This is a genomic window from Vreelandella sp. 21, assembly GCF_050995515.1.
Taxonomy (GTDB): domain Bacteria; phylum Pseudomonadota; class Gammaproteobacteria; order Pseudomonadales; family Halomonadaceae; genus Vreelandella; species Vreelandella alkaliphila.
This window is the reverse complement of record NZ_CP194673.1, coordinates 3,244,349-3,261,772: the sequence shown is the minus strand read 5'-3', so window position 1 is coordinate 3,261,772 and position 17,424 is coordinate 3,244,349. Positions and strand designations below refer to the sequence as shown.

General features: G+C 52.3%; 16 protein-coding genes. 13 read left to right on the top strand and 3 right to left on the bottom strand.

What is annotated here, in order from left to right; genetic code table 11:
• The first annotated feature begins 53 nt into the window (after positions 1-53).
• Complete coding sequence (locus ACN06F_RS14885; protein ID WP_120386355.1) at positions 54-947, top strand: AEC family transporter; 894 nt, start codon at positions 54-56, stop codon at positions 945-947.
• A gap of 23 nt (positions 948-970) precedes the next feature.
• Here the strand turns inward: ACN06F_RS14885 and ACN06F_RS14880 are convergent, their stop codons facing one another.
• Positions 971-1,327, bottom strand: a complete 357-nt coding sequence (locus tag ACN06F_RS14880) for a hypothetical protein (RefSeq protein ID WP_038478174.1) — start codon at positions 1,325-1,327, stop codon at positions 971-973.
• A 228-nt stretch (positions 1,328-1,555) separates the two neighbouring features.
• On the opposite strand from ACN06F_RS14880, the gene ACN06F_RS14875 reads away from it, so the two are divergent.
• From ACN06F_RS14875 to ACN06F_RS14855, 5 genes are all read left to right on the top strand, one after another.
• Positions 1,556-3,181 (top strand): BCCT family transporter, encoded by a 1,626-nt coding sequence (locus tag ACN06F_RS14875; RefSeq protein ID WP_038478171.1) that lies wholly within the window; start codon positions 1,556-1,558, stop codon positions 3,179-3,181.
• Positions 3,182-3,228: 47 nt separating this feature from the next.
• Positions 3,229-3,375 (top strand): hypothetical protein, encoded by a 147-nt coding sequence (locus ACN06F_RS14870; RefSeq protein WP_167457105.1) that lies wholly within the window; start codon positions 3,229-3,231, stop codon positions 3,373-3,375.
• A 193-nt stretch (positions 3,376-3,568) separates the two neighbouring features.
• Positions 3,569-4,918 carry an MFS transporter gene (locus ACN06F_RS14865; RefSeq protein WP_198349867.1) on the top strand — a complete coding sequence of 450 codons (1,350 nt, stop codon included), beginning with the start codon at positions 3,569-3,571 and terminating at the stop codon, positions 4,916-4,918.
• Positions 4,919-4,932: 14 nt separating this feature from the next.
• Complete coding sequence (locus tag ACN06F_RS14860; RefSeq protein WP_198349868.1) at positions 4,933-5,448, top strand: retropepsin-like aspartic protease family protein; 516 nt, start codon at positions 4,933-4,935, stop codon at positions 5,446-5,448.
• 72 nt (positions 5,449-5,520) lie between these two features.
• Complete coding sequence (locus ACN06F_RS14855) at positions 5,521-5,700, top strand: PLDc N-terminal domain-containing protein (protein WP_038478161.1); 180 nt, start codon at positions 5,521-5,523, stop codon at positions 5,698-5,700.
• A 117-nt stretch (positions 5,701-5,817) separates the two neighbouring features.
• On the opposite strand, the gene ACN06F_RS14850 is transcribed toward ACN06F_RS14855, so the two are convergent.
• Positions 5,818-5,940 (bottom strand): hypothetical protein, encoded by a 123-nt coding sequence (locus ACN06F_RS14850; protein ID WP_267900561.1) that lies wholly within the window; start codon positions 5,938-5,940, stop codon positions 5,818-5,820.
• A 228-nt stretch (positions 5,941-6,168) separates the two neighbouring features.
• Here ACN06F_RS14850 and ACN06F_RS14845 point away from each other — a divergent pair, with 228 nt between their 5' ends.
• Together ACN06F_RS14845 and ACN06F_RS14840 are read left to right on the top strand one after the other, a co-directional pair.
• Positions 6,169-6,927, top strand: a complete 759-nt coding sequence (locus ACN06F_RS14845) for a winged helix-turn-helix domain-containing protein (RefSeq protein WP_038478158.1) — start codon at positions 6,169-6,171, stop codon at positions 6,925-6,927.
• 18 nt (positions 6,928-6,945) lie between these two features.
• Entirely contained in the window at positions 6,946-8,541 is a 1,596-nt protein-coding gene (locus tag ACN06F_RS14840; protein ID WP_433924177.1) for an ATP-binding protein, read from the top strand.
• On the opposite strand, the gene ACN06F_RS14835 is transcribed toward ACN06F_RS14840, so the two are convergent.
• Positions 8,504-9,442, bottom strand: a complete 939-nt coding sequence (locus tag ACN06F_RS14835; protein WP_038478154.1) for a LysR family transcriptional regulator — start codon at positions 9,440-9,442, stop codon at positions 8,504-8,506. The two genes, ACN06F_RS14840 and ACN06F_RS14835, sit on opposite strands and share 38 nt — an antisense overlap.
• A 99-nt stretch (positions 9,443-9,541) precedes the next feature.
• Here ACN06F_RS14835 and metE point away from each other — a divergent pair, with 99 nt between their 5' ends.
• The 5 genes from metE to ACN06F_RS14810 all read left to right on the top strand — a co-directional run bounded on the left by metE (position 9,542) and on the right by ACN06F_RS14810 (position 17,335).
• On the top strand, positions 9,542-11,839 hold the full coding sequence (metE, locus tag ACN06F_RS14830) for a 5-methyltetrahydropteroyltriglutamate--homocysteine S-methyltransferase (protein WP_433924176.1): 2,298 nt from the start codon (positions 9,542-9,544) through the stop codon (positions 11,837-11,839).
• A 730-nt stretch (positions 11,840-12,569) separates the two neighbouring features.
• Entirely contained in the window at positions 12,570-12,899 is a 330-nt protein-coding gene (locus ACN06F_RS14825) for a YtcA family lipoprotein (RefSeq protein WP_084183596.1), read from the top strand.
• The gene (locus ACN06F_RS14820; RefSeq protein WP_433924175.1) at positions 12,896-13,999 is read left to right on the top strand and encodes a biotin/lipoyl-binding protein; all 1,104 of its coding nucleotides are present in this window, start codon (positions 12,896-12,898) and stop codon (positions 13,997-13,999) included. The genes ACN06F_RS14825 and ACN06F_RS14820 overlap by 4 nt, the downstream gene beginning before the upstream one ends.
• A 250-nt stretch (positions 14,000-14,249) precedes the next feature.
• On the top strand, positions 14,250-15,797 hold the full coding sequence (locus ACN06F_RS14815) for an FUSC family protein (RefSeq protein WP_433924174.1): 1,548 nt from the start codon (positions 14,250-14,252) through the stop codon (positions 15,795-15,797).
• Positions 15,794-17,335, top strand: a complete 1,542-nt coding sequence (locus ACN06F_RS14810; RefSeq protein ID WP_433924173.1) for a TolC family protein — start codon at positions 15,794-15,796, stop codon at positions 17,333-17,335. The genes ACN06F_RS14815 and ACN06F_RS14810 overlap by 4 nt, the downstream gene beginning before the upstream one ends.
• Positions 17,336-17,424: the final 89 nt, after the last annotated feature.

Genomic DNA, 17,424 nt, shown 5'->3' with positions numbered 1-17,424 from the left:
CTCCCTATGCATGCAACAGTTTGTCTCTGCGCCCGCCGCTTGGCGGAGGGCGTATGATCGGTCATATTCTCGCAACGCTGTTACCCGTGTTCTTAATTGCTGGCTGTGGTGCGGTTTACGGGCGTTATCGAAACCCAGATATTCGCAGCCTTAACACGCTCAATATGGAGCTATTTGTTCCACTACTGGTATTTGCCGTGTTGGCTGATCGCCAAGCGCCTTTGGCGGACTATGCGTGGCTTGCCACTGCGGCGGTGGCCGTCGTGCTAGGGTCTGGTCTTGTGCTTTGGCCGGTTGCTAAATGGCTATCGCTGGACACAAAAGTGTTCTTGCCGCCGATGATGTTCAATAACTCTGGCAATATGGGGGTACCGCTACTGGTGCTCGCCTTTGGACCAGAGGCCCTGCCGGCTGCAGTGGTCGTGTTTATTGTTGAAATGCTGCTGCATTTCTCAGTAGGTCTTTATATGTTGGACCCGCGCACGTCACTTTGGCGACTGTTACGAATGCCCATCGTAGCTGCGAGCCTAGCAGGGCTAGTCATCAACGTTGGAAATGTACCGTTGCCGAGCTGGCTGTTAGAAGCAATGCACATGTTAGGGGGAATCTGTATTCCACTGATGCTCTTTGCATTAGGTGTTCGATTGCTGGAAATTGATTTTAATGACTGGCGAGCAGGCTTGTTGGGAGCGCTCCTCTGCCCACTTTCTGGCTTAGTGATCGCACTACCGCTCATGTGGTTACTACCATTGAATCCGCTACAGACAGCCGTGCTACTGGTATTTGCTGCACTGCCGCCTGCGGTATTGAACTACTTAGTGGCCGAGCAGTATAAACTGGCACCTCAGAAAGTCGCTTCGTTGGTGCTCATCGGCAATTTAGGGAGCTTAGTCGTTATGCCACTGACGTTAGCAGCAGCGTTCGCCTGGATTCAAGCGCCGCTTTAACAGCGGCGGTAGTCAGCAACTGATTAAGACCGGTGGTGGTCGTCTTTAACTTCGTAACTACCTTCTATTGCGTCGTGCTGGCTCGTAGAGGTATCCCTGTAAGCATAACCGCCACCAACATCCTGAGCGTTGTCAGCGCGCATCTGCTCCATGCGTTTTTTCATTTTATGGCGGACAAAGGGCATCATTGCCCAGCCAATGAGCAGGAAAAAAAGTCCGAGTACAACACCGACGATCATCAGTGCACCAAACGCTAACCACGTCAGTAGCAGTTTAATACTGCCCATCAGGCCGGTCGGCTGGGTCTGAGCTGCCCGAGCACGCCACTGGTTAGCAGCTTGCCACGCGGCATTGCGTTGATCACGATTCATTTGCGGCATGAAAGCCTCCATCGTTCATATGCGTTCCATTGGAACACAGGCTGGGTATCAAGTTCCTGCTCAGAGTTAACATTTCTTCATTCTGGCCGTGAAGCAGTTTTGTACGAATATGTTAGGTTAAAAGTCATGCCGTTTAATGTTCAGTACAAGATCTGGATTTCAAAAAAACTGCATTTATCGGTACATTTTACGCTGTTACACACAATGCTCATTTAACAGGATGGTTATATGGCAAATCATGGCGGTAAGTCGGTATTTGTCGCCTCTGCGGTGATTATATTCGGCTTGGTTGTTATTGGCGCTGCATTCCCAGAAGGCTTTGGTAATGCAGCCCAAGCAGCGCTCACATCAATTACGGAACTGTTTGGCTGGTTCTACTTATTTTCAGTGTTTGGCTTTGTAGTTTTTCTGGTTGGCTTAGCATTGAGTAAGTATGGAAAAGTGCGCCTTGGCCCTCAGGACAGTACGCCCAGCTACAGTTTTTTCTCGTGGATTAGCATGCTGCTGGCGGCTGGGTTCGGCGTTGGGCTGGTGTTCTACGGTATGGCTGAACCAATGACGCACTATATCAACCCTCCCTATGGTGACGTGCCTGCTGAAACTGACGCTGCTGCGCGCTATGCAATCCAATACAGTTACTTTAACTGGGGCATCCACCAGTGGGCAGCATTTTCTGTTGTGGGCTTAATTATTGCCTACTTTCAATTTCGGAAAGGGCAAGCAGGGCTGGTGTCTTCAGTACTCTCTTCAGTGACGGCTAAGCATCCCCGGGTCCGTCCTTACGCATCATGGCTAGATGTTTTTGCTGTGGTCGCCACCGTTATGGGGGTTGCCACCTCGCTTGGCTTAGGTGTGCTGCAAATGAACGGTGGGCTTAATGCGGTGTTTGGTTTGCCGGAAAATGGCTTTTGGCAGTTTGTCATTCTGTTTGTCATGTTTTGTGCTTACATGGCATCGACATGGTCAGGCTTGGATAAAGGCATTAAGCGGTTATCAAACCTAAACATGATTTTATGTATTGGCTTGATGCTCTACGTATTAATCACCGGCCCTACTATTGCTATTTTAGAGACTATTACCCTGGGTCTTGGCGATTACCTGCAAAACTTTATCGGTATGAGCCTACGTATTTCGCCCTATAGCGATAATGAATGGGCGAGTAGCTGGACCATTTTTTATTGGGCATGGGTCATTGCCTGGTCGCCGTTTGTGGGTACCTTTGTGGCGCGTGTTTCCCGCGGCCGCACGATCAAAGAGTATGTCTTTGGTGTGTTGTTTGTGCCACCCCTATTAGCCTGTTTATGGATAGGTGTTTTTGGCGGTGCCGCGCTTAATTTGGAAATGTCGAGCAGTGATGCTGGATTGGCTGCCGCCACTGAAGCCAATATTACCGTAGCGTTGTTTGAGATGTTCGAGCTGATGCCCTTTACCGGTGCATTATCGGTAGTTGCTATGTTGCTCATCTTCATTTTCCTGGTGACGTCGGCAGATTCTGCTTCCTACATCGTGGCGCAAATGACCGACAATGGCTCCATCAATCCGCCACTTTATAAGCGTATTATTTGGGGAGTATTGATCGCCGCCATTTGTTTAACACTGATTGTGGCGGGTGGACTTTCTGGCCTGCAGTCAGCGGCGGTGCTTTCGGCATTACCGTTTACCTTTATTTTGTATATGATGATTGTAGTGCTGGTTCGTGAGCTGCGTGCTGACCGTAAGGCGATGCTAACGCAGCTATATCGTCGCCACGGGGAAACGCCGGTTGGTGCTGATGCATTTGAAGCTGAGCAGTTAGGCGAGGAAGAACGCCTACGCCGTGCTCCAAGTGTCGTCAATCGCCGCATTAATAGTTAAATTATTCGCTGATTTATGGGGAATGCACACATGGATAAGGCGTGCTGATGGCCCGGCAAGGACACCACGGCGCCACGCGAAAACAGCCCAAAAGGGACGTTTTTGATCGCTGGCTGGATCGCCTCGTCACCATCGCTGTTATAACAGCGATGGTGGTGGGTATTGCGGCAGTGGTAGCGCACTGGTTGCTATGAATCAGAACGCCAAGGATGGCAAAAGCAATAATGTTCAGCGTGTCACGCTCGGCTATGCCGAGCGTTTGCTTTTTTAAGGTCCCGTCTGCGGTTAAGCCGCTTTACTGAATAATCACCTGCCCTATTATCGTCATGAATTAGCTGTCCTTAATAGGGTAATGACGCTACTACACACTTTTTTGAGAGAGCCTGCATGCTGCCTGCTAACCCCGCCAAGGTTGCTCCCACCTACGCATCGCGACGTGAAATATTTGGTTGGGCAATGTTTGACTTTGCCAACCAGGCTTACACCTTGCTCATCATCACGGTCGTGTTTGGAGAACTGTTCACGACGGTAATCGTAGGTGATCGAGGTGATGGCTTTCGCCTAGCGAATTTTTTGTGGAGTCTCGCGCTAGCGTTGAGCTATCTAATGGTCGTATTAACTGCCCCGCTCTGCGGTGCCGTAATGGATTATCGAGCAGAAAAAAAGCGCTTTTTATTGATCAGTTATCTCGCCACTGTGGCGACAACCGCCATGCTTTACTTTGTCGAGCCTGGTTACGTAGTCGCGGGACTGCTGTTAATTATACTTTCAAACTATGCTTACTCGATGGGCGAGTCGTTTATTGCCGCTTTTTTACCGGAGTTAGGCCCCCCTAATGCGCTGGGTAAAATTTCTGGGTTTGGCTGGGCGCTTGGCTATATTGGTGGCCTCTTTGCCGCTGGTTTTACGCTGATGGTGCTAGGGGAGGCGACCGCCGATAACTTTGAGCGCATACGTTGGGTAGGTCCTTTTGCGGCTGGCTTTTTCTTAGTAGCGGCGCTTCCCACCTTCCTATGGATGAAAGAGCGAGGTATGCCTCAACCCCATGCTGTTTCCTATCGACGTATTGCTTTACAGCGTGTTCGCTCAACATTTACTGAGCTGCGCTACTTTAAAGACTTAACTGTCTTTTTAGTGTCGCTGTTATTCTCAATGGCAGGTGTCTACATCATTATTGCGTTTGCTTTTATTTATGGCGCTCAGGTGATTGGTTGGGATGAGAGCGTGCGCAATATTATGTTTATTATTGTTCAAATAACGGCAGCGGCAGGCGCATTGGGCTTTGGTTTTTTACAGGATAAATTGGGCGCCAAGCGCACGTATCAAATGACACTAGCGTTGTGGGTCATCGCTATTGTATCGATATGGGCGACGCCAGAGCTGACTGACTGGGTTAACAGCCATTACGCCGTGCAGTGGCAAGCACAGTACGTTTTTCTGGTGGTCGGCTGTCTGGCGGGTCTTAGTCTAGGGTCTAGCCAATCAGCTAGCCGAGCGCTGGTCGGCGTATTTTCACCACTGGAGAAGTCAGCTGAATTTTTTGGCTTCTGGGGGCTCGCCAACAAATTGGCAGGCGTATTCGGCATTGTCATGCTGGGCATTTTGCAAACGTTAATTGGTTTGCAAGCGTCTATCCTATTATGTGTAGCACTGTTTGTTATCGCGATGTTGATATGCGCTGGCGTGAATGAACAGCGTGGGCGTGATGCTGCACTTGCCTGGAAAAGGAGCGCTTAGTTCGGAGGTGGCGTATGAAAACCCTCGCTACGCAACGAGGTGGTATTGTCATAATGCTACTCTTTTGGGTGCTGCTATTGGCTGCTGGCACATGGCTGTTGGATGGTGGTTTCGAGAAGGTAATGACGCCGAATGCCCATGTGATGTACGCCTCCGCCGATGACGGATCTGTCAATTTGACGCGTAATCGTGCTGGCCATTTTGAAGCACCTGGGAAAATTAACGGGAAGCCGGTGACCTTTTTGTTAGATACCGGGGCGACTTATGTTGCAGTACCGCGCAATTTAGCTAGCGAGTTGGGGCTAAAGCCGGGACGCAGTGCTTGGTTTAACACCGCGAATGGTCGCGCAGAGGGCACGTTGACACAGCTAGATGAAGTTGTGTTAGGCAACATACGTATGAATGGCGTGCAAGGGTCTATAAGCCCTGGTATGGAAAACGATACCGTACTACTTGGCATGAGTTTTCTTAATTTATTGGTGATTGAAATACGCGGCGGGGAAATGGTGCTGAGCCTGCCTGCGGAGTGAATGTTACTTGTCTGCATCGAAGCAGTGTGCTTAGCTAAAAATTCATGGAAGCAAACACGCTAAGGAGTAGTTATGGGTATTGAAGTAGGTGGACTGCTAGGGCTTATCTGGCTCATCATTGTTGTCTGGGCCATTGTTAAAGTTGCTAAGAGTTCAGCCGGTGGGCTGGCAAAGCTGTTATGGATCTTGGCACTATTATTTTTCCCGTTAGTTGGACTGATCGCGTGGTTTCTATTTGGCCCTAAAGGGTAGCGGGCAACACACTATTTCTAAAAAATAAAAGGCGGGCCACCTCTGTGGTCTGCCTTTTTAGTAATCTAGCGATCGGGTTACCTAAGCGTCGTGAAGCGGCTAATAGCGTGAACCGTTTTATTCTCTTGGTGGCGCTTTGTAATGCCCAGGAATCGTCAGCTTCTCTCCATTAGGCAGATCGCGCACTTGAGTGGGTACGTAAACGCGCTTGATAACACTTTTTGTTTTGCTGTTTCCCATAATGTCCTCCTTCTGCCAGATTATCGACAGTTAGCGAAGTCACATTAGCGTTTGGCGGTGCGAGAATCAAGGTGTCTAGCAGGCAAACCATTACATAGGGTATGGGGAAAGAAGTAAGGGGGCAGGCGTTTGAACGGTTTTGAGGTATCCTGGAAGATATTGCAACCTGCGGTTACATAGGGCGAGCGGGTGATAACACAAACTGCCTAAGCGGAGTGAATATAAAGGATGGTAGACCACTTGGAACAGCAATTTCAGGCGCTTGGGGCTCAAGACGCCGCCACACTTGGCTATCCCGATCAAGATCATGTGTTGATTATTGAAGATGACCAGCGCTTGGCAGAGCTGACCCGCGAATATCTGGAGGCAAATGGCTTTCAAGTGACGCTAGAGGCGGATGGTGCAAAAGGCGTGGATCGTATTTTAACACTTCAGCCTGACCTGGTGATTTTGGACTTAATGTTACCAGGCGAGGATGGTTTGGCTATCTGCCGTCGTGTTAGGCCCAACTTTGCTGGTCCTATCATGATGCTGACGGCCCGCACGGATGATCTTGACCAGGTGCTGGGTTTGGAAATGGGGGCCGATGATTATGTTCCAAAACCGGTTCAACCCCGCGTCCTATTAGCACGTATGCGTGCGTTACTGCGTCGTGCCGATGCACCAGCGCCTGGTGGTGAGATGCGCCTGCGCTTTGAAAATCTAGAGATAGATAACGCAACACGTGAAGCCTGGCTTTCCGGCGAGCGTATTGATCTCACCAGCGCGGAGTTTGATCTGCTGTGGCTGTTGGCGAGCAACGCAGGGCGTGTATTAACCAGAGAAGAAATTTTTAATGAGCTGCGTGGCATTAAATACGATGGACAGGATCGTTCAATTGATGTGCGGGTCTCTCGTATTCGTCCCAAGGTAGGCGACGACCCTAACCAACCGCACCGGATAAAAACAGTGCGGAGCAAAGGCTATCTTTTTGTCAAAGACAGTTAACTAACAGAGGTTAACCGCATGCGGCGAGTGCTGGGCCACGGTTCTTTTTTAAGGTTTTATCTTCTGCTAGGGCTAGCACTATGCGTGGTATTTTTTATTGCATTGGGCGGGCGTTCTTTTATCGAGCAGATTCGTCGTGAAGATTATCGTGAACAGCTCGCCGCATTGCCTATGTCGCTAATGACGCAGCAGTTAGCGTCAAGTCCGGTGGCTGAAAGAGAAGCCATGCTTGCTCGCTTCTCGGAACGGCTGGGTATGCAGCTCTCACTTAAGCGCATTGAGAGTGTGGAGCTTAACTACTTTGAACAAGCTCGTATTGAGCGAGGCACGGTATTAGTTGCCGAAGAGCCCTGGCGGTTACGGCAACGCATACCCAACGATGAGTGGATGCTGGAAGCAACGTTCGCCGTCTGGAGCGAGCGTCAGTGGCAGGGCAGCATGATACTACTCGGAGAGTGGCTTGCTAGCATGCCTCATGAGGCGAGGGCCGATGCCATCGCCTTGCTAGACGCGGGTAGCTGGCCACTTGTCCTGCTTTCAACGCCGCCCTCTGACCTTACTCCAGAACAGCAATTTCAACTCGCCCAGGGAGGCGTGCTGACTCGGCTAGTGTCGGATAAGCTCTCACTGATGCTGCTTTACCGGGTGCCTGGTGATAATCAGTGGTTGCAAGCGGGGCCGACCTCTCGTGGTGATACGCTGCCGGTTAATTTGCACCTACCTTTGTTGGTAGGCTTGATGGTGGTGCTTAGCCTGATTATTTACTTAATTATGCGCAGCATTGAAGCGCGTATGGCGCGTTTAGAGCTTGCTGCGACTAGAATCGCCAGCGGGCGCTTAGAAACCCGGGTGAAAGTGGAAAGCGGAGACTTTTTAGGTCGCCTGGGCATGGCATTCAATGGGATGGCGAATCAAGTTCAGAGCTTGCTAAGAGGCCAGCAAGAGATGATTCGCGCGGTCTCTCATGAATTACGCACGCCAGTTGCCCGTATACGGTTTGCGGTGCAAATGGTCGAAGATATGACCGACCAACCTGCGATTCGCCGTCAGCTTCAGGGTATTGATGCTGATATTTCTGAACTAGATGAATTGGTAGACGAAATTCTCACCTATGCCCGCTTGGGGGGGGAGTCGATCAATGGCGTTGAATTAGAAATGGCGTTGGTTGAGTGCCGAGCAATGGCTGAGCGAGTCATCGACACGCTGTCACCGTTGCACCAAAGCCTATCGTTAACGCTGGATGGTAGTGCTGAAGTTGAGCTGTACGCCGAACCCCGCTATTTACAACGAGCGTTGCAGAACCTTGTTAGCAATGCCTGTCGCTATGGCAAGTCGCAAGTAGTGATTCGCCTATGGGATGAGCCTCACCTTGTACGTATTGATATTGAGGATGATGGGCCCGGCATACCACCCGAGGCGCGTAGTGATATCTTCAAGCCGTTTGCCAGGCTTGACGACAGTCGAGCACGTAGCTCTGGGGGCTACGGGCTAGGCTTATCCATTGTGCAAAAAATTATGGCAGGCCATGGCGGTAGCGTCACTGTTGATACCAGTCCTACATTGGGCGGCGCGCGCTTTACGCTGCTGATTCCTCGTCGCGAGTTGCCGGTTTAATACCTGACAGCACCGCAAATGACGTCTCTTTAGCGGTGCGCAAAAAATCCTGCATCCAAGGCGCTTCTATATTTTCCTCCCGAATGGCAGCATAAAGTGTGCTCCAAATGCCGTTCTCGCCCAGTTTTACGGCGCTAACGTAATCCCGCTCTAAATACTCGGTGAGTGCCCAGTTGGGTAGCGCGCAGACGCCTCTACCGCTGGCAACAAGCTGCATCATCATGATGGTCAGCTCTGCGGTGCGAATTTCCTGTGGTCGTACATTGGCGGGAGACAAAAACTGGGTAAACACATCTAGCCGAGAGTGTTCGACCGGATAGGTAATTAGCGTCTCCTCGGCTAACGCTTGTGGTTCGATAAATGGCCGGCCAGCAAAGGCATGCTGTCGAGCAACTGCCAGCAGTCCCTCATAACGAAACAGCGGCACGTAGTGAACCCCTTCCAGTGGCTGAGGGTCGGCGGTAATCACCAAGTCTAACTGCTCTCTAGCAAGTGCAGGGAGTGGATCGAAGTGGTGACCACTGGGGATATCAATTTCCACCTCTGGCCAATGGTCGCGAAAATAATCCACCGTTGGCATCAGCCACTGGAAACAGCTGTGGCACTCGATAGCCATATGTAATCGCCCCTGTTCGGTACCTGCCAAGCGAGCTAAGTCGCGCTCAGCTTTACGTACCTCGGGCAAAATCTCATCTGCCAGGGCCAATAGGCGAAGCCCCGCCCGAGTGAATTCTACTGGGCGCGTTTTACGTACAAACAGTGCGCTGTCAACGCGGCCTTCCAAGTCTTTTAACTGATGGGAAAGTGCCGACTGCGTTAGGTGAACCCGCTCAGCAGCCTCCACTAAAGAGCCGGTTTCCCGGAGGGCGAGCAGCGTGCGCAGGTGGCGTAATTCAATCATTGTGAGAATTTTTCATGGTTAATATTAGAAACTTTAGTTTGATTCATCTTTGTGGGGTGAGCAGACTGTGCGAAATCATTCACGTTGAAAGGTTTCATCATGACAGTTTCTCATATTCTCGGCTATCCCCGAATTGGCGCTCAGCGCGAACTTAAAAAAGCCACCGAAGCCTATTGGAAAGGAGATATATCACGGGGAGACCTTGAAGCAACAGGGCAGGCGCTTAGGCTTTCTCATTGGCAGATCCAACAAAATGCAGGACTCGACTTTATCAGTGTTGGCGATTTTGCATTTTATGACCAGGTACTTAATGTTTCCGTCATGCTGGGAGCTGTGCCCGCGCGTTTTAATGCCCAGCACGAAGTTAGCGCAGGCAACGTTGATTTGGATACCGCGTTTCGCATGGCCCGTGGCCGTGCCCCTAGCGGGACCCCCGCAGTTGCTTGCGAAATGACCAAGTACTTTGATACTAACTATCACTACTTAGTGCCTGAGCTGCATGAGGGGCAGACGTTTACGCTAGCGTCTGACCGCTTATTTAATGAAGTAGATGAAGCTTTACAGGCAGGCTTTACGCCGAAAGTGACGCTAACCGGCCCACTTACTTGGCTATGGCTGGGTAAGGCTAAAGGTAGTGAGTTTGACCGGCTGAGCCTGCTAGACAGTGTAGTAGATGTGTATAGCGAAATTCTGGCACGCTTAGCCACTCAAGGTATTGAGTGGGTGCAGCTTGACGAGCCTGCTTTGGTGCAAGACTTGCCGTTGGCATGGCAGCAAGCGTATGAGCGCGCCTATCATCGCCTGCAATCGGCGCCGCTGAAGTTACTCGTTGCCACTTACTTTGGTGCGCTGGGTGATAACCTTTCGCTAACCACTCGCCTGCCAGTGGCTGGGTTGCATATTGATGCTGTGCGTGCGCCGGGCCAGGTAGAGAGCGTGATTGATCGTTTAAGCCCTCATCAAGTGCTTTCAATTGGCTTAGTCGATGGCCGTAATATTTGGCGTGCTGATTTGGCAGCCCTACGTGAGCGTTTGCTGCCCTTAAAAGTGCGTTTAGGGCAGCGGTTATGGCTGGCGCCCAGCTGTTCGTTGCTGCACGTGCCGGTAGACTTGTCCCAAGAAACCGAGCTAGATAGCGAGCTGGTGGGCTGGCTAGCATTTGCTCGGCAAAAACTAGATGAGGTGGTGACCCTCGCTCGGCTCATTGATAACCGAACAACGCCCATTGATGAGCAGCGGGTGAGCGAGGCAACATATGCTCTGGATAAGCGTCGGGAATCAACCCGAATTCATCAGCCTGCTGTCAGCTCACGTCTAGCAGCAATAACGCCTCAAGAGAGCCAGCGCCAATCACCTTATGCTGCCCGCGCAGCAACACAGCGCAGAGCGCTTGCGTTACCGCTGTTTCCCACCACCACCATTGGCTCTTTTCCACAAACAGATGAGATACGCGCTGCTCGTCGGGCATTTAAAGCCGGTGAACTGAGCCAAACGGATTATGAAGCCCGCATGCGTGAAGAAATTGCCTTCGTCGTAGAGCGCCAGCAAGCACTAGGGCTTGATGTGCCTGTCCATGGTGAGGCTGAACGTAATGACATGGTGGAGTACTTTGGTGAGCAGTTAGAAGGCTTTGCCTTTACGCGCTTTGGCTGGGTACAAAGTTATGGCTCTCGTTGTGTGAAACCACCGATTATTTTTGGTGATGTCACCCGACCAGTACCAATGACAGTGAAGTGGAGCGAATATGCCCAATCGCTCACGGATAAGCCCATGAAAGGCATGCTGACAGGGCCAGTGACGATTTTGCAGTGGTCGTTTGTGCGTGATGATCAACCTCGCGCAACCACCTGCCGCCAGATCGCCCTGGCGCTGCGTGACGAAGTATTGGATTTGGAAAAAGCCGGTATTCGGATCATTCAAATTGACGAGCCTGCGCTACGTGAAGGCTTACCGCTGCGCCAGCACGAGTGGCAAGACTATTTAGCTTGGGCGGTGGAAAGCTTCCAGCTAAGCGCTGCTGGCGTTAAAGATAGCACCCAAATTCATACCCATATGTGCTATTCGGAGTTTAACGACATCATTGGTGCCATTGCTGCGCTAGACGCGGATGTGATTACTATTGAAACCTCACGCTCCGATATGGAGTTGCTGTACGCTTTCCAGGATTTTGCATACCCGAACGAAATTGGGCCAGGGGTTTATGATATCCACACACCCAACATTCCGGATGTTGCGTGGATGGTGGCGCTGATGGAAAAAGCGCTAGAGAAAATCCCTGCCGAGCGGCTATGGGTGAACCCTGATTGTGGTCTGAAAACCCGTGGCTGGGCAGAAGTGGAGCCTGCGTTGGCGAATATGGTGGAAGCTGCCAATCAACTGCGTCAGCGTTATGGGTAAAACAAGAGTAATAAAAAGATAGGGGCTATATTAATTGGCCGCTCACTAGAGATGTCTGTGTTGGCACTATCTAACGCAGGCCTCTCTATCTAATTTAGACCCCTCTAGAGTTTTTAAATTAAGCCTCGTTGTGTAATGAACTGCCCTTTAATAGCAGGGTGGTTTGCTCAGTTGATGCTCAAGGCCTGCGTCCATGGCACAGGACTCAGGCTTTTTAGTTTATTGATGCACTCAAAGTGGTAATAAAAGATGTAATCCCCAGCCCTTGCTGCAACTACTCGCTATTCTCTTATTAAGCTCTGCTGTTGAACCTTAAAGGTTGACAGTTACATATGGTTTCGTGTCAGGTTCAAGGACTCAGGGGATTTTATATTATAAGATAAGCATCTATTATCGCCGCTGGTGAGCTAATCGAAAACTCGATCGCTTCCAAATAACAAAAGGGAACATGCGATATGGGAGCTGGATTTTGGAAAGGTCTAGCGAGCATCAAAAGCGACCGATTTTGCTTACACTCGCTGGCGCCTATTGGAGTGGAGCCAAAAAAGGGTGGCTTCAACTCCGCCACTGTGACCGGTACTTTACTCGTTGACATTCTGTTCGGCACAAACATCTTGCCGCAGATCTGGTTAATCGTCTTTATCTTTCTTTTATTCGCCATTGGCCGTTCGGTGCAGGCTATAGTCCGAGGCTACGTTCAGGAATATCAAACATCTAAAGAGGTGAGGCAATGATTCTGGCTGCTTTCGGCCGCAGGCTCTTGAAGGGTGGGGAAGGTTGCTCGCTTCTTCCTAGGTTAGCAACCTTTCTGACACCAATGATACTTGCGGGGTGCTCTATGCATGCGCATTCGCCAACAATGTCCCTGTACGGATCGTTCTTCCCAGTCTGGCTGATTGCAGCCCTGCTCGGTGTTATTTGCTCGGTCATCCTACGGCTGCTGTTCATTCGAGTTGGGCTGCACGAGCACCTACCGATGTCGCCGTTGACCTACCTTAGCGCAGCAATTTTTAGCGGTATCATGATCTGGGCGCTCTGGACTGGAGCACTGACAATATGAGTAACCAGAACGATAAAAGTAACCCGAGCGATATGAATAACCCGAAAGACATACCGGTTCAACGCGAACCGGGTATGCGGATATTTGTCGCGCGGGCCATTGGCTTCGCGCTGATTGCTAGTGCCATTGTTGCTATCGTCTTTGCGGCCATGCAGCGTGGCACTAACTTGCGTACTGACCATGCTGCGGTGAGTGCCACGATCGTGCCAATATCGACCAACGTGCCGGGGCCTGTCGTAGAGGTGTTTGTCGAGGATAACGTCTTCGTGGAAGCTGGAGATTTACTGTTTCGTATTGATCCAGAGCCTTATGAGCTTCGTGTGGAACAGGCGCGCGCGATGCTACGCACTGCCGAAGCCGAACTCGAGACGGGGGGGCGTTTGCTCTCCGTCCAGCAGACCAACGCTGAGATTGCTAGTCGTCAGATTGATCGCGCCCGCAATCACGTTGACCTCACCCGTCAGTCGCTTCAGCGACTTGAAAACCTGCTACCACGTGGCATGGTGACCGCCCAGCAAGTTGATACTGCGCGCACGGTTCACGGGGATGCTTTGATCTCGCTCGACGAGTCTTTAAGTCAGCAACTGGCGGCGCAAACGATGATAGGGACCCTCGACGCCCCTGAGTCCCAAGTGGATCTAGCACGAACCAATCTGGCGCTGGCCGAACGCGAATTACGAAGGACCGAAGTGCGAGCCCCCATCTCGGGCCGCATCACTGGGCTTGACCTAGGTGTTGGTACGTATGTGGTGACCGGTGTTTCGCTGTTCTCGCTCATCGATACCGAAGACTGGGTGGTCACGGCCCTGTTTCGTGAAACCGAATTACCACGCATACGGGTCGGTGCGCCCGTCGATGTCTTTGTAATGTCGGCGCCGACGCGGCGGCTGAGTGGTCGTATCCAGAGCCTTGGCTACGGGGTTCGAACCACTGATACTATCAGTGTTCTCGGGCTACCGATTATAGATAGCTCAGTAGACTGGGTTCGGGTCGCGCAGCGCTTCCCTGTGACCATCCGTCTCGAAGAGCCACCCGAAGAGCTTATGCGCGTTGGTGCCTCCGCTTCCGTCATTATCCATTCGGCTGAAGAGCATGAGTAGCCACGCCAGCATGTTGCGGGCGGTTATCGACGACCTGCGCCCCTATGATGGGCGTTTGGAGATGACGCTGCACATTGCTTTGCTGTGCGGACTGACAGCGGTTGTTGCAATGACCCTGCAGGTGCCATTGGCGTTGCTCTCCTGCTATCTGATTTTCCTGATGTATCGAGACAATGCGGGCGAGAACATCGGCATTGGTGTCGGCCTGATCCTTGCGGCGACCGTCATCATAGCTTTGAGCATCCTGCTTATGATGTTCGTTGCCGATGCGCCTGCATTGCGGTTAGCGATGATGGGCGCGGTCACTTTCGGCTTTATGTGGCTGGCTCGGGCTAGCAAGCTGGGTGAACCCGCCGGTCTACTAGGGTTCATTATCGTATTTATCCTGACGTTCTACGACTACATATCTATGCCAGAATTGGTACTGCGTGGTCTGGCCTGGGTATGGATGGTGGTCTTCGTGCCGATGGTACTGCTGGTGGCTCTTAACGTGTTTGTTGGCCGCAGCCCACTGCGATTGGTGCGTGAGCGGGTGCGCGAACGGCTACGCGAGACGGCGCGCCTCTCCGAAGGAGGAGATCCTACCCCGACCGACCGATTACTACGGGAAGGCAACGAAGTGGCGGAAAAGCATGCTGGTATGGCACGCCTGCTTGCTCTGGTGTCGAAAGAGGAACACGACCGACTCGTCGCGGAGCTAGCGGCGAGCTTCAATTTGCTCGCTACAGCCCAGGCGGCGACTGCCGCAGGCCGACCCGAGCCCGAGCTGGCTCCCTTGCTGCGCCGGTTGGCTGAAGAGGGCTCGTCGCCGCCCTTGCCTGAGGGTGGTGGTTTAGTTGCCGACGCCGTCCGTACTTTTGTTGCCGCCCGAAATGTCGCTACTGTAACTGTACCAACATCATCTGAGGCTAAGAGTGGATTTTTGAAGCCAGATGCTTTCGAGAATCCTATTTATATCCAGTTTGCGCTCAAGGTGTTGCTTGCTGTCTTTCTGACCTATGCCTTGTACACCAGCATCGGGTTGTTTGAGATCCACACGGCGATGGTCACCTGTTTTGTGGTCGCGCTGGGAACCTCCGGCGAAACGTTCCATAAGAGCATCTTGCGTATCATTGGCTGCCTGATTGGGGCAGCGATGGGAGCCTTCGCCGTTGTCTTCGTGATGCCACACTTGGATGATCCGGGGCACCTTTTCCTGCTCATCGCCGCGGGTAGCCTGATCGCTGGTTGGGTAGCGACGGGGTCGTACCGAGTGCAGTATGCTGGCTTTCAGATGGCACTCGCCTTTTTCATCTGCGTGCTGCCCGGATCACCACTGGACTTTGGACCGAACTACAATCTCTCAGACGCGGGCTATCGCGTACTTGGCATTCTCGTGGGCATCGGCATCATGGGGCTGGTGTTTTCGTTGGTCTGGCCGGAGAGTGCAAAAGATACCCGTGATAGCGAGGTCGACGCCGCGCTTGTGGTAATGGCCGAGGTACTACGCGGCGAGGATCGTCTTGATGATATGTACCGACATATTGGTGCTGCACACCATGCTCAGGAAGTTATGCGATTCGAGTGGGCTGGGCCGATTGCCAAGGAACAGGGCGAGGGTGTCCGGCGACTTACGGCAATCGATGAATTAGCACGACTATTGCCATTGATTAGCGTGAAGAATGCAGCTCCACTCGCGGCCGCTTTAGAGGCAACCACTGAACACACGTCGGCAGTTTTGGATGTAAATGATGCAGGTGATAACGTCTACAAACGCGCACGAGTTCTGGTAGGGATACTGACAGGGGAAAGTGAATGAGAGTTGAACTTCATCGAATAGTGCTTGCCGCGATCTGTGCTGCGACAGCGGGTTGCGCACAGCATCCACCCCATGCAACATCACCCGACGCCTCGACACCCCTGGGGTTGGCGCAAACGGCAACCGGTGCCATGGATTTTTCCCTACCCGCCGATCTATCGCGGGCAGATGATCAGGTATCCACCCTCGTCAGTCAGCAGCTCACGGACGAACTGTCTGTCGCTATCGACTCGGAGCGAATTTATACCCTACCTGAGCTGATCGACATCGCCCAGCGTACCAAGCCCGCTACCCGCGCTGCTTGGCTGCGTGCCCGTGAAGCGGCTCTTGCCGTGAATGTTGTCGAGGCCTCCTATTTGCCACAGCTGTCAGCCAATGTGCTAGCGGGTTACGAAACGGTATCACGTCCCGAACAGGCAATTCCGGAGCTTGGAATCGGAACAGGGCGTCTGACAGCGACAGGTTACCATGTGATACCTAACCTTACCGTAGAATGGCTGCTGTTCGACTTCGGTGCGCGAGATGCCGCTATGGAGATTGCTGAGCAGGTAGCCATCGGTGGTAATATCGCTTTCCACGGTGCCCACCAAAGGGTCATCTTCGAAGTCAGCGAGGCCTATTTTCAATACTCTGCAGCACGTGCGGAAACACGCATCGACCGAGAGCGGGTGGAGGACGCCCGAACTTTGCGCAGAGTTGCTGAAGGCAGACTTCGAGAAGGCTTGGCTATCAGGGCTGAAGTCGCCCAGGCACGACAGATCGAGGCTCGAGCCCAGTTCGATCTGACGCTGGCCGAGAGTCGAGAGGAAAACAAGCGGACGGCGTTGATGCACGCCATGGGCCTCTCACCAGCAACCACAATAGGGGTAGCTGAGCTCTCAGATAGGCAACTGCCGGAAGAGGTGCCTATGCCGCTCGACGAGCTGATCGAGAAATCACTGGCTCAGCGGCCCGATATTCAGGCAGCGTTGGCTCGGGTCCGAGCAGCCCGTTCAGAAGTGAACCTAGTGGCAGCGTCATCTAGGCCCAAGATCGCGGCGGTGGCTGAAGTTGGGCGAGCAATTGGGGGGGTGAGCCTCAGTGATAGTCGCTTCGGCGGGAGTGCCTCAATGAATAGGACGCTTGACGAGGCCGTAGCTGGCGTTGTTTTCACCATGCCCCTTTTCGACGGCGGACTACGCCAGACTCAGAAGCGGCAGGCCCGTATGCAGGCCGAAGCCGCTGAACAGGATCTTCTTGAGATCCGCAATTTGGCTGCACAGGAGATCGTTGAAGCCTATAGTCTGCTGCACAGCAGCCTAGCTGCCTACACGGCTTCCGGTCCACTGCTTGAGGCCGGGCGAGAAACCTATGAAACTGCGCTTGGACTTTACGAAAATGGCCTCGCGTCGCTGTCTGAAGTCAGTCAGTCAAAAATCGGTCTAAACGACGTCCGTTTAATCCATGAGCAAGCCTTTGCCGACACCTTCGCTGCCGCGACAGCTCTTGCCTTTGCGACCGGCCGTCTCACTAGCAGCGATGTGCCGGCCGGATTGTGATGTGACTCAAATGCAACGGTGCTCACCCGCCTTGTACTTTCATCCATGCCTTTATCTCAGGCAATAGAGGTCGATACGGATGACCTCAT